This is a genomic window from Bradyrhizobium sp. USDA 4502 (assembly GCF_054063355.1).
The window spans coordinates 3,038,422-3,052,373 of the sequence record NZ_JBSSGF010000001.1 but is presented as its reverse complement, the minus strand read 5'-3'; the positions used below and the strand labels follow the sequence as shown (position 1 = coordinate 3,052,373).

The 13,952-nt window shown below is 64.8% G+C and carries 13 protein-coding genes; 5 read left to right on the top strand and 8 right to left on the bottom strand.

The features are described from left to right. Nucleotides 1-8 precede the first annotated feature (8 nt). Together hflX and mgtE are read left to right on the top strand one after the other, a co-directional pair. The gene (hflX, locus tag ACVW1B_RS13955; protein WP_456821675.1) at nucleotides 9-1,391 is read left to right on the top strand and encodes a GTPase HflX; all 1,383 of its coding nucleotides are present in this window, start codon (nucleotides 9-11) and stop codon (nucleotides 1,389-1,391) included. A 153-nt stretch (nucleotides 1,392-1,544) separates the two neighbouring features. After that, entirely contained in the window at nucleotides 1,545-2,915 is a 1,371-nt protein-coding gene (gene mgtE, locus ACVW1B_RS13950; protein WP_456821674.1) for a magnesium transporter, read from the top strand. 171 nt (nucleotides 2,916-3,086) lie between these two features. Here the strand turns inward: mgtE and mazG are convergent, their stop codons facing one another. Then, complete coding sequence (mazG, locus tag ACVW1B_RS13945; protein ID WP_456821673.1) at nucleotides 3,087-3,941, bottom strand: nucleoside triphosphate pyrophosphohydrolase; 855 nt, start codon at nucleotides 3,939-3,941, stop codon at nucleotides 3,087-3,089. 128 nt (nucleotides 3,942-4,069) lie between these two features. Between mazG and queC the strand changes: the two genes are divergently transcribed. Further along, the gene (queC, locus tag ACVW1B_RS13940; RefSeq protein WP_456821672.1) at nucleotides 4,070-4,789 is read left to right on the top strand and encodes a 7-cyano-7-deazaguanine synthase QueC; all 720 of its coding nucleotides are present in this window, start codon (nucleotides 4,070-4,072) and stop codon (nucleotides 4,787-4,789) included. Nucleotides 4,790-5,025: 236 nt separating this feature from the next. On the opposite strand, the gene ACVW1B_RS13935 is transcribed toward queC, so the two are convergent. The 4 genes from ACVW1B_RS13935 to nthA all read right to left on the bottom strand — a co-directional run bounded on the left by ACVW1B_RS13935 (nucleotide 5,026) and on the right by nthA (nucleotide 8,488). Beyond that, nucleotides 5,026-6,342 (bottom strand): ISNCY family transposase, encoded by a 1,317-nt coding sequence (locus ACVW1B_RS13935; protein WP_456779949.1) that lies wholly within the window; start codon nucleotides 6,340-6,342, stop codon nucleotides 5,026-5,028. 483 nt (nucleotides 6,343-6,825) lie between these two features. Beyond that, nucleotides 6,826-7,203 (bottom strand): nitrile hydratase accessory protein, encoded by a 378-nt coding sequence (locus tag ACVW1B_RS13930; RefSeq protein WP_456821671.1) that lies wholly within the window; start codon nucleotides 7,201-7,203, stop codon nucleotides 6,826-6,828. Then, nucleotides 7,203-7,862 (bottom strand): nitrile hydratase subunit beta, encoded by a 660-nt coding sequence (gene nthB / locus ACVW1B_RS13925; RefSeq protein ID WP_456821670.1) that lies wholly within the window; start codon nucleotides 7,860-7,862, stop codon nucleotides 7,203-7,205. Before nthB ends, ACVW1B_RS13930 begins: the two co-directional genes overlap by 1 nt. Beyond that, nucleotides 7,859-8,488: a nitrile hydratase subunit alpha gene (gene nthA, locus ACVW1B_RS13920; RefSeq protein ID WP_028344028.1), complete on the bottom strand. Its 630-nt coding sequence runs from the start codon at nucleotides 8,486-8,488 to the stop codon at nucleotides 7,859-7,861. Before nthA ends, nthB begins: the two co-directional genes overlap by 4 nt. Nucleotides 8,489-8,562: 74 nt before the next feature. On the opposite strand from nthA, the gene ACVW1B_RS13915 reads away from it, so the two are divergent. After that, nucleotides 8,563-9,369, top strand: a complete 807-nt coding sequence (locus ACVW1B_RS13915) for an enoyl-CoA hydratase/isomerase family protein (protein ID WP_456821669.1) — start codon at nucleotides 8,563-8,565, stop codon at nucleotides 9,367-9,369. 310 nt (nucleotides 9,370-9,679) lie between these two features. Next, nucleotides 9,680-9,859, top strand: coding sequence for a hypothetical protein (locus ACVW1B_RS13910; RefSeq protein WP_456821668.1), 180 nt, complete (start codon nucleotides 9,680-9,682; stop codon nucleotides 9,857-9,859). Here ACVW1B_RS13910 and ACVW1B_RS13905 read toward each other — a convergent pair. The 3 genes from ACVW1B_RS13905 to ACVW1B_RS13895 are packed head-to-tail and all read right to left on the bottom strand — an operon-like array spanning nucleotide 9,856 to nucleotide 13,821. Continuing rightward, nucleotides 9,856-10,185: a DUF6496 domain-containing protein gene (locus ACVW1B_RS13905; protein ID WP_456821667.1), complete on the bottom strand. Its 330-nt coding sequence runs from the start codon at nucleotides 10,183-10,185 to the stop codon at nucleotides 9,856-9,858. The genes ACVW1B_RS13910 and ACVW1B_RS13905 overlap by 4 nt on opposite strands. Before the next feature lie 42 nt (nucleotides 10,186-10,227). Then, a complete protein-coding gene (locus ACVW1B_RS13900; protein ID WP_456821666.1) occupies nucleotides 10,228-11,412 on the bottom strand; it encodes an acetate/propionate family kinase in 1,185 nt (394 codons plus the stop codon). 3 nt (nucleotides 11,413-11,415) lie between these two features. Beyond that, entirely contained in the window at nucleotides 11,416-13,821 is a 2,406-nt protein-coding gene (locus ACVW1B_RS13895; RefSeq protein WP_456821665.1) for a phosphoketolase family protein, read from the bottom strand. Nucleotides 13,822-13,952 lie beyond the last annotated feature (131 nt).

The window sequence follows — 13,952 nt, the reverse complement described above, 5'->3', positions numbered from 1 at the left end:
TGAACTGATTGGAACCCTTCAATCGTGAAGGGGGCGCCGACCGTGCACGGTCGGCGGGGGACGGCAGCACCGGGCGGGTGATCGTCATCGGCCCGTACCTGCGCACGCGCCGTGGCGACGGCGATGCGCAAACAGATTCGTCTGTCCGCGACTATGAAGCGCGGATCGAGGAAGCCGCCGGCCTCGCTGGTGCGATCGACCTCACGGTGGTGGACTCCGTGATCGCGCCGATCAGCCAGATCCGGCCCGCAACCTACCTCGGCAAGGGCAAGGTCGAGGAGATCAACGGCCTCGTCGCCAGCAACCAGGTCGAGCTCGTGGTGATGGATTGCGCGCTGTCGCCGATCCAGCAGCGCAATCTCGAGAAGGCCTGGAGCACCAAGGTGCTCGACCGCACCGGCCTGATCCTGGAAATCTTCGGCCGCCGCGCCAAGACCAAGGAAGGCGCGTTGCAGGTCGAGCTCGCGCATCTCAACTACCAGCGCAGCCGTCTGGTGCGGTCCTGGACCCATCTCGAGCGCCAGCGCGGCGGCTTCGGCTTCATGGGCGGCCCCGGCGAGACCCAGATCGAGGCCGACCGCCGCCTGATCAGCGAGCGTATCACCAAGCTCGAAGGCGAGTTGAAGAAGGTGCAGGCGACGCGGCGGCTGCATCGCGCCGGCCGCCAGCGCGTGCCGTATCGCGTGGTGGCGCTGGTCGGCTACACCAATGCCGGCAAATCGACGCTGTTCAACCGCCTGACCCGCGCCGACGTGCAGGCCGCGGACATGCTGTTTGCGACGCTCGACCCGACCCTGCGCGCGCTCAACCTGCCGCATGGCGGCAAGGCGATGCTGTCGGACACGGTCGGCTTCATCTCCAATTTGCCGACCCAGCTGGTGGCCGCGTTCCGCGCCACGCTGGAAGAGGTGCTGGAAGCCGACATCATCCTGCATGTCCGCGACATCTCCCATGAGGACGCGGAGGCGCAGGAGCGCGACGTCGAGGCGGTGTTGCGCCAGCTCGGCATCGATCCCGATGCCGACGGTGGCCAGCGCATCATCGAGGTCTGGAACAAGATCGACCGCTTCGATCCCGAGGAGCGGGACAATTTGCGCAATATCGCCGCGCGCCGTCCGCCGGAGCGGCCATGCTTCCTGGTTTCGGCCGCAGCAGGCGAGGGGATCGATGCGCTGCTCGCCGCGATCGAGGATCGCCTCGCGGCCAAGCGCTCGACGCTCAATCTTTCGATCGACGCCTCCGATGGCGCCGGCATTAGCTGGCTGCACCGCAATGCCGAGGTTCTGAACAAGGAGCTGCATGGCGAGCGCTTCGACATGACGGTGCGCGTCGACGAGACCAAGCGCGACATCGTGATGAGCCGGTTCGCCGCCGTCCCCCACGAGGCGTAAGCCCTCGAATACGGGCCCTGCAATCTTCCGAAATATGACGATGCCGTGACGTTGCGGGCGCCGATATGCCTGCGACGCGGCGTCGCACTTTCTGTTTGAAATCCGCGCCGCCTTGGTTCATTGCGCTGCAGAACGCAAAGCCGAGGCGGATCGATGCAGGACACCAGCGAAACCATCACGAGAGAGACGCTCGCCGGCCAGAGCGGTGATCTTGCCCAGGAGCGGGCGCCCGAAATCGTCGAGGCGCTCAATGCCCGCGAGCCCGCGGATGCCGCGAAGCTGCTGCGATCGCTGCCGGCCGAGAAGGCGATCGAGGTGCTTGACCTGCCCGGGCTCGACAACACCTGCGAGATCCTCGTCGAGCTGCCGAAAGATACCGCGGTCTCGCTGCTGTCGGGCGTCTCCGACGACCGTGCCGCCGATATCTTCAAGGAGCTGGTCGAGCCGCTGCGCACCACGCTGCTGAACGGGCTCAATCCGGAGACCCGCAACGTCATCTCCGGGCTATTGGCCTATCCCGAGCGCAGCGCCGGCAGCATCATGACGACCGAGTTCGTCAGCGTACCCTCGAGCTGGACCATCGCCGAGGTCCTGCATCACATCCGGATGGTCGAGCGCACCCGCGAGACCGTCTACTCGATCTTCGTGATCGACCCGATCAAGAAGACCCTGATCCAGGCCGTGCCGCTGCGTCGCCTGATCTCGGGCGATCCGCACGCCAATGTGCTGACCGCGGCGCCGGCGCGGAAGCCGCTGATGATCTCGCCGGAGGCCGACCGCATGGAGGCGGCGCGGCTGATCTCGCGCTACGACCTGCTCGCCGTCGCCGTCGTCGACGGCCCCGGCCATATCCTCGGCATCGTCACGGTCGACGACGTCATCGACGCCATCGTCGAGGAATCGACCGAGGACGCCCAGAAGTTCGGCGGCATGGAAGCGATCGACGAGCCGTATTTGCGGATCGGTTTCGGCGAGATGATCAAGAAGCGCGCCGGCTGGCTGTGCGCACTGTTCCTGTCGGAAATGCTGACCGCGACCGCAATGCAGTCGTACCAGAGTGAGCTCGAGAGGGCGATCGTCCTGACGCTCTTCATCCCGCTGATCATGAGTTCGGGCGGCAATTCCGGCTCCCAGGCAACCTCGCTGTTGATCCGTTCGCTGGCGCTGCACGAGGTGCGGCTGCGCGACTGGTGGCGTGTCGCCGTGCGGGAATTGCCGACAGGCATCGTGCTCGGCGCCATTCTCGGCCTGATCGGCGTCGTCAGGATCACGCTCTGGCAGTCGCTCGGCCTGTTCGACTACGGCCCGCATTGGGTGCTCGTCGCAGCGACCGTCGGCACCGCGCTGATCGGCATCGTCACGTTCGGATCGCTGTGCGGCTCGATGCTGCCCTTCATCCTCAAGCGCATCGGCTTCGACCCGGCTAGCGCGTCGGCACCGTTCGTCGCGACACTGGTCGACGTTACAGGTCTCGTGATCTATTTCGGCGTTGCCGCGGTGATCCTGCGCGGGACGCTGTTGTGAGGCGAGGGGATTGCGTGTTTTGACGCGGCCCATCCACATTTTCGATGTCGTCCCTGCGAAGGCAGGGACCCATAACCACCGGCCATCATTATTGCGCTTGGTCGCAGTTTCACACAAAAACTTCAGCTGCCGGTGACTCGCGCGGGACTGACACCGTCAGTCACCGTTAGATCACGCGGTATGGGTCCCTGCCTTCGCAGGGACGACAGCCAGGGTTGCGCTCTTCGCTTCATTCCACAACGCGTCCATCTCCTCCAGCGATGCCCCCTCCAGCGAACGCCCCTGCGCCGCCAGCGCCTTCTCGATATAGGCAAAGCGCCGCTCGAACTTGGCGTTGGTCGCACGCAGCGCCGCTTCCGGATCGGCGTCGACGTGGCGGGCGAGGTTGACCAGCGCGAACATCAGGTCGCCGGTTTCCTCCGCGATCTCCGCCTTGTCCTTGCGGTCGAGCGCGGCCTCGATCTCGTCGGCCTCCTCGCGGATCTTGGCGAGCACCGCGCGCGGGTCGTTCCAGTCGAAGCCGACGGTGGATGCCTTGCGCTGCAACTCCATCGCGCGCGTCAGGGCAGGCAGGCCCGCCTTCACGCTCGCCAGCAGCGATTTGTGCGCAGTCTCTTCGGGCGGCCGCCGCGCGGCGCGCTCGGCCTTCTCCTCGGCCTTGATCCGCTCCCAGGCGCTCTTGACGCCGGCCGGCTGGATATTGCCGTCCTTGTCGGCGAAGACGTGCGGATGACGGCGGATCATCTTCCTGGTGATCGCCTCGACCACATCGCCGAACGCGAACGCGTTCTGCTCCTCGGCCATCCTGGCGTGATAGACCACCTGCAACAGCAGGTCGCCGAGCTCCTCGCGCAGATCGTCGAGATCACCGCGCGTGATCGCATCCGCAACCTCATAGGCCTCCTCGATCGTGTAGGGCGCGATGGTCTCGAAATTCTGCACGAGGTCCCATGGGCAGCCGGTCTCCGGCGTGCGCAGCGCAGCCATGATCTCGATCAGGCGGGAAATGTCGCGGGATGGGGTCATGGGGCACCGGCATCAAAGAGGTATTGGCTTTATGCCAAAACACCCCTCCCGATCCCAGTAAAACACGCCGGAATCGCGACGCTGTCCACGGATTGGCCACGGCGCCGTCAGGTGCTAAATCGCGTTCCATGACCGATCAGAACACTTCCGACACTGCGCTGGTGCTGTTTTCCGGCGGCCAGGATTCCACCACGTGCCTTGCCTGGGCCTTGTCGCGCTTTGCCCGCGTCGAGATGCTCGGCTTCACCTACGGCCAACGGCACGCGATCGAGCTCGATTGCCGGGACCAGCTGCTGGCCGGGATCAGGCGGGTCCGGCCGGAATGGTCTGCGAAACTCGGCGACAGCCACACGCTTGATATCCCGACGCTGTCGGAGATTTCCGACACCGCGCTGACCCGCGACGTCGCGATCGAAATGGGCGCGGACGGCTTGCCGAACACCTTCGTGCCCGGCCGCAACCTCGTGTTCCTCACCTTCGCTGGGGCGCTGGCCTATCGGCGCGGCATCCGCCACATCATCGGCGGCATGTGCGAGACCGACTATTCCGGCTACCCGGATTGCCGCGACGAGACCATCAAGGCATTGCAGTCCGCGCTCAATCTCGGCATGGCCAGGGATTTCGAGCTGCACACGCCGCTGATGTGGCTCGACAAGGCCGCGACCTGGCGGCTTGCGCACGAGCTCGGCGGAGCCGGGCTGGTCGACCTGATCCGCGAGCACTCGCACACCTGCTATCTCGGCGAACGTGGCGCGCAGCACGATTGGGGCTATGGCTGCGGCGAATGTCCGGCCTGCAGCCTGCGGGCCAAGGGGTGGCGGGAGTACGTCGCGCAGGGCGGCCCGTAACGGTGGACTGATAGCCGTCCGCAGGGGCGCACGGCCAAAATATCGAAAACAACCCCATGCAAAGCAGCCGGCGGTGGCCGGCGTCCGACCAAGCGACTGCAACCAAGCGACTGCAACCAAGCGACTGCAACTGTCCGTAGCGGGTGAAGATGTCGTGTTTTTGTAGCTCGTGATCTGTCGCCTTCGTTTCTGATTTGCAGGGGAGCCGGAAGGCGGGGACGGCTTTCCCTGATTGATCATGCCACGGCTGTTGTGGCGGTTTTAGCCCTGTGGGTGAGTTTCTTTGTTCGACTTGAAGCCCGTTTCTCCGTCCCGACCCGCGCTGTCTCGACGGCGGCGCGCGCAGGAGCGGTCAAGGACGCGCGCTTGCGCGCCCGCCAGGGCTTGTCCTTGACGGCTCCGAGCACGCCGCCAGGCTGAAGCGCGTCGGGGCTGATCTGCTGTCCGTCAGGCGCAAACCTCGCCAATCGATGCGGTCCAAGGAACACGCTGACGGTGCCATCGGGATACTCATGTAGCCGCACCAAGGCCTTGACGAAGTGAGGTCTTAGCCGGCTCTCCGGCAACTGCAGCCGCCGACCGTTCCATGCAACGGTATTGTCGTTGGCGACGGTTCGCTCCTCGATCACGCACAGCGCCTCGCGCCAGGCCTCATGCCGGTCGGCCACGAATGCCGAGCCTTCCTGTTCGGGCTTGATCGCAAACGCGGCGTTGTGCCCGGGGATGTAATGCGCCTTCAGCCACGCGTTGGCAGCCTCAACCGTCGTGATCCCGGCAAGCCGCAGCTCCTTCGGCAGCCGGTCCTGCAAGGTGCCGAACACCCGCTCGGAGCGCCCGCGCGCCTGCGGCGAATAGGCTGCGATATGCTCGATCCCAAGATGCGACAAAGCCCGTCCCACCTGGGTTTGTTGCGTCTTCGAGATCTTCTCGCCAGCTTTTGGGGTCAGGAAATAATGGCTGCCGCGGTCGGTGTAGAGCGCGCAGAACAGGCCATGCTCGCCAATCACTTCGCGCAAGGCCTGGAAGGTCGAGGCCGTTCCTTCTTCCTCGACCAGCACCATCGAGTAGATCTCGCTGGTCGCATCGTCCATCGTGACGATCAGGTCCCTCGCGGGCAGGCCTTCGATCCAAACGTGGCGCGATCCGTCCTGGTGCAGCAGCATGCCCCGAAGCGGCCGCCGCGGCCGCTTCTTGCGGTGCGCCGAACGCTTCGGAGCCTTCCGCACCAGCCCTGCCGCGTGCAGCGCCAGCTTCGTCACCGTATAGCCCAGCACATAATCATGCCGCTTTTGCATCTGCTCGTGGAAGTGCTTCACCGTGAAGTCCGCGTACTTGTCCCGGTACAGCGCAAGCATTCGTTCCAGTTCCTCCTCCGGCGCCCGCCGTGGCGAACGACGCCCCAGCCGGCGGTCGACCAGCCCGTCGTCGCCCTCCGCCTCATAGCGCTCCGCCCAGCGTTGAAACGTCCGAACACTGATCCCAAGAACCTCCGATGCTGCCTCCTGCGTCAGTTCCTTCGCCTCCGTCCGATCCAGCAAATCTGAAAACCGCATCCGTCGTACACCCTCGTGAATGGATGCCGTGCCCATCGCGCCCCCTTTGTTCCGGAGCACCGAAAACACGACACTTCACGAGCTACAAACAGGCGACAGATCACGAGCTACTGACACCAAGCGACTGCAACTTGACACGTCGGGCAACTCAGCGGTATTCTTCTATTATCCAGAAATTCTGCAGAGCGACCCGACCGGGCGATCCGGTATGCTGCGGCTTCTCGGCTCCAGCACTCCCGTCTCTGGAATCCGTGCGCGCGGTTCTCTCCCCGTCGTCGTCCCGGCGAAGGCCGGGACCCATACGCCGCGGCAGGCGTTGTGGGTGGGACTCGTCGTTCCAGCATCGCGTAACAATTTGCATTTGGGGCTATGGGTCCCGGCCTTCGCCGGGACGACGATGAGGATGAGTTCGCGATTCAAGGCGACCCACCACGCGATGACATCACCCGCGCATGCGCATGTAGGTAATCATGGCATTCGAGGCTACTCGAAATCCGCGGCCGTCAGCACGATCGGCTGGCCGTGCGGGGTGCGGTCGGCGGCGTGGTCCCAGGCGTCGCGGTAGCGGTGCAGTGTCTCATGCGTCGTGACGCCCTTGGCGGCGACGAGATGTTCGAGCGTCGCGAGCCAGTGCTGGTAATAGGTCTCGCCGGTGTCGGGATCGCCGGCAGCTTGCGCGCGCTTGATCTGGTCGGCGAGCGCGGCGGCCCATTCGGGCCAGGTGAACACGCCGCGGTCATGCAGCGTCAAGGCCATGGCGAACGCCTGCGCCTCCCACGGTGCGCGGAATACCGGGCCGTCCAGGTCGCGGGGAATGCTGGAGACGGCGCTGGTGGCGCGCGCGGCGGCACCTGCATCCATCACACGGCCTCCAGATACGGCTCGAACGCGTCGATCGAGACCTTGATGGTCGGATCGGAGTCCGGTCCCCATAGTTCACGTCCGTCGAACACGACGGTGTACAGCCATTGCGGATGTTCGCCGGCGTCGTTGGCCACCGTATCGGGAAATACGTGACAGCCATGATCGCGCTCAACCACTCCGACGTGGCCGCGCACGTAGCGCGGTAGCCGAGTGTGCGTGGCGGGATGGATGTTCTTCGCCCGCACCCGATCGCCGGCCTTGAATTTCGCAGATCCCGGCGCGGCGCGGCCGAACTTGCCGCGCACCATCACGCGCTCGACATCGGCGACGGAGAACTTGCCGTGCTTGAGCGATTTCGCCGGCGCGACGGAATGTCCGGCGGCGACGTCGTCGTTCGAGATGAAGCCCTTGTCGAGCAGCAGGGCTTCCAGCCCGAGCAGCCATTTCCTGTAGTAGGAGCTCGACAGATAGACCTGCGGGGGCAGGGTCTCGCGATAGAAGCGCGAGGCGTCGATGTTGAAGGCGCCGGCCGCGCCCATCGCGCGGACCATGGCGAGCACCCGGGATTCCCATTCCTCATGGAACATCGGCTCGTTCGGCTCGGGCTCGACCTTGCCGAACCCGTCCATGCCGCCCATGTCGTGGACGCCGTTCATGACGGCGCTCCCGGCTTCTTGGGAAAGCCGGTGCCGATCATGGAATCGCGCGTCACCAGCTCGGCGAGCTGGTCTTCGCTCCAGCCCTCGGTGCCTTCGGGCCGCATCGGCAGCACCAGGAAGCGCGTTTCCGCGGTCGAATCCCAGACCCGGATTTCCGTCTCCTTCGGCAGGCTGACGCCGAAATCGGCGAGCACGCCGCGCGGATCCTTGACCGCGCGCGAGCGATACGGCGAGGCCTTGTACCAGACCGGCGGCAGCCCGAGCATTTCCCAGGGATAACAGGAGCACAATGTGCAGACGACCATGTTGTGGCGGCCGGGTGTATTCTCGATCGCGACCAGATGGTCGCCGACCCGGCTGACATGGCCGAGGGTGCCGACCGCCTTGCTGGCGTCCTCGAGCAGCGCCTTCTTGAAGGCGGGATCGGTCCAGGCCTTGGCGACGACCCGGGCGCCGTTATGCGGGCCGATCTTGGTCTCATAGGCCTGCACGATGGCGTCGAGCGCGGCAGCCTCGACATAGCCCTTCTCGGTCAGGATCGATTCCAGCGCGCGGACGCGCAGTTCGGTCTCCGACAGTTCGGAATGGTCGTGATCGTGGTGGTGATGATCATGTTCGCTCATGCCCACAGAATAGGCGAAACCGTCGTGCTATGTCGAGGCAGGCAGTACACAAGAATGCGAGCGGGGAGGTATGCGTGGTTGACTATGTGACGATCGAGAAAGGCCTCGGGCCGGAGGGCCGCATCGCCGTGGTGCGGTTCGACCGCGGCGACGGTATCAACGCGCTGTCGCCGGAGGCGCTGCGGCAGCTGACCGACGCGGCGCGCAGTTTCGAGGACGATAGCGAGACCTCGGTGGTGGTGCTGACCGGCGGCGCCAAATCGTTCAGCGCCGGCTTCGACCTCAAGGACGCCGAGGGGCGTTCTCGCCAGACCATGGACATGGGCACGCTGCGCCGGCACCTGAAGCTCGGGCCGCGGCTGACCCGCGCCTGGCAGGACATGGAGCAGGTCACGATCGGCGCGATCGAGGGGTTTTGCGTCGGCGGCGGCGTGGCACTCGCGGTCGCGCTGGATTTCCGCGTCATGGCGCGCGACGCGCATATTCGGGTGCCGGAAATCGCGCTCGGCATGAACATGAGCTGGCAGAGCGTGCCGCGCATGCTGCATCTGATGGGACCGGCGCGCACCAAGCAGGCGGTGATCCTGGCCGACGACCGGATCTCGGCCGAGGAGGCCTACGAATGGGGCCTGGTGGAGCAGGTGACCGATCCTGGAAAGTCTTATGACATCGCGATGGCGCTCGCGGCCAAGGTCGCTGCCCAGCCGCCGATCTCGGTCGCGATGACCAAGCTGACGGTCAACCGGCTCGCACATGCGCTCGACGATCTCGCCAGCCACATGGACCTCGACCAGTTCGCGCTCGCGAGCCTGACCGAGGATCACAAGGAAGGCGTCGCGGCCTTCCTCGGACGGCGGAAGCCGCGCTTCAAGGGGCGCTGATGCGTGTCGTTCAAGAGCCTTTCCAGGCTTCGGAATGGCGAAGGCCCTGACGCCGGGCCGGTGCGTCAGGGCCTTTGCGGTGCGGAGACGACCCCAGCGCCTTTGCGGGCCCTGGGGCCGACGCTGGGGTCATCCGCCTGCACCGTTGTCGAGACCGAGCAGGCAGCGCGTACCATGCGCCCATCACCGGTATCCGCATTTGCCTATGTGAATCGCGATCGTCGTCCTCTCGGACCGCCGGGCTTACTTTCGCCGCCGCGCTCTGGTGCGGGCTGCTTTCTTTGCTGCGGCCGAACGAACGGCCGATCCCTTGGTTTTTGCCGCCTTGCGTGCCGCGGCCGAGCGGGCCGATGCAGAACGCCGCGAGGCCGCGCGCCGCGTTTGTTTCGACAGCGCCGTGTGCGACGCCGCGCTGCGCGATTCCCGTTTCAGGACGTTGGACACCGCTCGCGAGACGCGTGGCCTGCGTCTGGTCTTTCGTTTGCCCTAGCCCGCCTCATAGGCGTACTCCGCGCTCTTGCGGGTGGTCGCCTTGGCCGCGCCTTTCTTGGGTGGACGGAGCGGAACGCCCGCGCGCCTCGCCTTCGACAGGCCGATTGCAATGGCCTGTTTGGAAGATCGCGCTCCGTGCTTGCCGCGGCGAACCTTGCGAATTTCCTCGTGCACGAACTCGCCCGCCTGGGTGGTCGTCGACTTTCCCGCGCGCCGGTCCTGTCTGGCCTTTTGCATCGTCTTTCGTTCCGGCATCATCGTTCTCCCGTTGCCGATTTCGGTTTCCGGGACATCAACGTCCGGCTCAAGCAAACGGTCCTTCAAGCATCGATTTAGCCACGGCCGCAGGAGCGCCTCTCGTCGATCCTAGGTTCCCGGGATCAAGGCTGCGCAGTGGCGAGCGATCATTGCTTCCTCGTTTGTCGCCATGACGAGCACGTCCACTGAACTGTCCTTGCCAGCAATGTGCAGCTCTGCCGCGGCGTTGGCGGATGGATCGAGCTGGACACCCAGCCATCGCAGTCGTTCGCAGACCTGGTTGCGAACCTCGCCCGCGTGCTCGCCGATACCGCCGGTGAACACCAGGCATTCCAGTCCGCCCAGCGTGCCAGCCATCGCGGCGACCTGCTGCGCGATGCGGAACGTGAAGAGATCAACCGCTTCCTTCGCGGCGGGCTCCTGGCTGGCGAGCAGGATACGCATGTCGGAGGAGATGCCCGAAACGCCGAGCAGCCCCGATTGGTGATAAAGCAGCTGCTCAAGGTCGTCGACCGACATGCCGTTCTGCTGCTGGAGGTAAAGCAGAACGCCCGGATCGATCGTGCCGCAACGGGTCCCCATGACCAGGCCGTCGAGCGGCGTCAGACCCATCGTGGTGTCGATGCTCCGGCCGTTGCGCATGGCGCAGAGGCTTGCGCCATTGCCGAGATGCGCCACCACGGTGCGCTTTGCGGAAAATTCCGGCGAGATGTCGGCAAGGCGGCCCGCGACATATTCAAAGGAAAGCCCATGAAAGCCGTAGCGGCGAATGCCGGCGCGTTCGAGATGTCTCGGGATCGCAAACCGACTGACGGGCGGCGCGAGGCCATGATGGAACGACGTGTCGAAGCATGCGACCTGCATCAGTTCCGGCCGGATCGCGCTGATTGCCCGGATTGGCGTCAGGCAGCGAGGCTGATGCAGCGGCGCCAGCGGGGTGAGGGCGTCGAGGACGGCAAGCACCGTCCGATTGACTTCGACCGGTCGCGAAAATTCGCGGCCGCCATGTACGACGCGATGCCCGACGGCACGCAGCCGCTCGCCTAGATGATGCTCGATCCGTGCCAGGACGTCGGCGAACAGCCGATCGGGCGACGCATCTGGTTCGGCTTGCTCCAACGCGAACGACGCGCGGCCGGCCGGATCGGTGAAGACCAATCGCGACGCGCCCTCGTGCTCGTCGACCTGTGCCTTGCAGAGCAGCGCGGGATCGGTATGCGAAGCATCGAAAACGCCGAACTTGATGCTCGACGAGCCGGAGTTGACGACCAGAACCGCATCGGACGTCGGCATGGCTCAACCGCCCGCAGGTGTGGCGCCGCCAGTGCCGTTCGGCCAGACCCAGTCTCGAACCTCCGGCATGTCCTCGCCATGTTCGCGCACATATCGCGCATGCGCGATCAAGGCGTTCCGGTATCCTTGCTTGATCTGTGCGGCCTTGGTGGCGAGCCCCGGCACGCGCTCGATCACCTCGATCGCGAGATGATAGCGGTCGAGCCCATTGAGAACGACCATGTCGAAAGGTGTGGTCGTCGTGCCTTCCTCCACAAAGCCGCGCACATGCATGTTGTCGTGATTGGCCCGGCCATAGGTGAGCCGGTGGATGAGATATGGGTAGCCGTGGTAGGCAAAGATGACGGGGCGATCGCGCGTGAACAGGCTGTCGAAGTCGCGATCGCTGAGGCCATGAGGGTGCTGTTGCCTCGGCTGCAGCGTCATCAGGTCGACGACGTTGACCACGCGGATCTTGAGGTCGGGCAGGGCCTTGTGCAGCAGATCAACGGCGGCGAGCGTCTCCAGCGTCGGAACGTCACCCGCGCAAGCCATCACGACATCGGGCTCGCTTGTGGCATCTCCGGTTCCGGCCCACGTCCAGATGCCAATGCCGGCGTCGCAATGGGTGGCGGCGTCCTGCATCGAAAGCCATTGCGCGGACGGTTGTTTGCCGGCGACAATGACATTGATCCGATCGTAGGTCCGCAGGCAGTGATCGGCGACCCATAGCAGCGTGTTGGCGTCGGGCGGGAAATAGACACGGACGATGTCGGCCTTCTTGTTGGTGACCAGATCGACAAAGCCGGGATCCTGGTGGCTGAAACCGTTGTGATCCTGTCGCCAGACATGCGACGTCAGCAGATAGTTGAGCGAGGCGATCGGACGCCGCCAGGCCAATTGGCGCGAGACCTTCAGCCATTTGGCGTGCTGGTTGAACATCGAATCCACGATGTGGATGAACGCTTCATAGCAGGAGAAGAAGCCATGGCGTCCGGTCAATAGATAACCCTCCAGCCAGCCCTGGCAGAGGTGCTCGCTGAGGACCTCCATGACACGGCCGTCTTGAGCGAGATGGACATCATACGGCTCGGTCGGCTCCATCCAGACCCGGTCTGTGGCTTCGAATACGGCATCCAGCCGGTTCGATGAGGTTTCGTCGGGTCCCATGATGCGGAAATTGCCGGCATCGGCATTCAGCTTGAGGACATCGCGCAGGTATTTTCCAAGTTCGTGGGTCGCTGCGGCGATCGCCTGACCCGACTGCTTCACGTCGACGGCAAATGCGCGGTAGTCCGGCAGCCGGAGCTCGCGTTTCAGAAGGCCGCCATTGGCATGCGGATTAGCGCCCATCCGGCGGTTCGCGGTCGGGGCGAGGGCCTGGAGCTCCGGGATCAGCGCACCGTCCTTGTCGAACAGGTCCTCGGGATGATAGCTGCGCATCCAGTCTTCAAGCAGCCTGAGATGCGCGGGGTTGTCGCGGACTTGCGCGATCGGCACCTGGTGCGCGCGCCAAAAGCCCTCGACTTTGAGCCCGTCGACTTCCTTCGGTCCGGTCCAACCCTTTGGACTGCGCAGCACGATCATCGGCCAGCGCGGCCGCTCCGATCGGTTGCCGCCGCGCGCCTCGGTCTGGATCTTGTGAATGGCTGCAAGCGCCTCATCCAGGGCAGCGGCCATGGCGCGATGCATCGGCATCGGATCGTCGCCCTCGACGAAAAGCGGCTCATGTCCGTAGCCGCGGAACAGGTTGCGGATTTCCTCGTCGCCCATCCGCCCGAGCACCGTCGGATTGGCGATCTTGTAGCCGTTGAGATGCAGGATCGGCAGCACCGCGCCGTCACGCGCGGGATTTAAGAACTTGTTCGAGTGCCACGATGCAGCGAGCGGACCGGTTTCCGCCTCGCCATCGCCGACGACGCAGGCCACGATCAGATCGGGATTGTCGAATGCCGCGCCATAGGCGTGGACCAGCGAATAGCCGAGTTCGCCACCCTCATGGATGGAGCCGGGCGTTTCCGGTGCTGCGTGGCTTGGGATACCGCCGGGGAAGGAAAACTGCCGGAACAGTTTGCGCAGACCGTCCATGTCTCGGCCGACATCGGGATAGATCTCGCTATAGGTGCCTTCGAGATATGTGTTCGCCACCATGCCCGGACCGCCGTGTCCCGGACCGCAAATGTAGATGACGCTGAGATCGAGCGCGCGAATGACCCGGTTGAGATGGGCATAGACGAAATTCAGGCCCGGCGTGGTGCCCCAATGGCCGAGCAAGCGGGGCTTGATGTGTTCCTTGCGCAGCGGCTCGCCGAGCAGCGGATTGTCGAGAAGATAGATTTGCCCGACCGAAAGGTAATTGGCGGCGCGCCAGTAGCGGTCGAGCAGGTCGAGATTGCTGGCGGTCGTTCTTTGTTCGATGGATGCTTTCATGGAGCCAACTCCTCCCCAAAACTATCACAACAGCTACAGGTTGATCCGGCCGGTGATGATCGTGCTCGACTGATGGCGGGGCCGGGCGGGACGTCGGGCAGCGATAGCGGCGGCGGTTCTTGGCTGCGGTT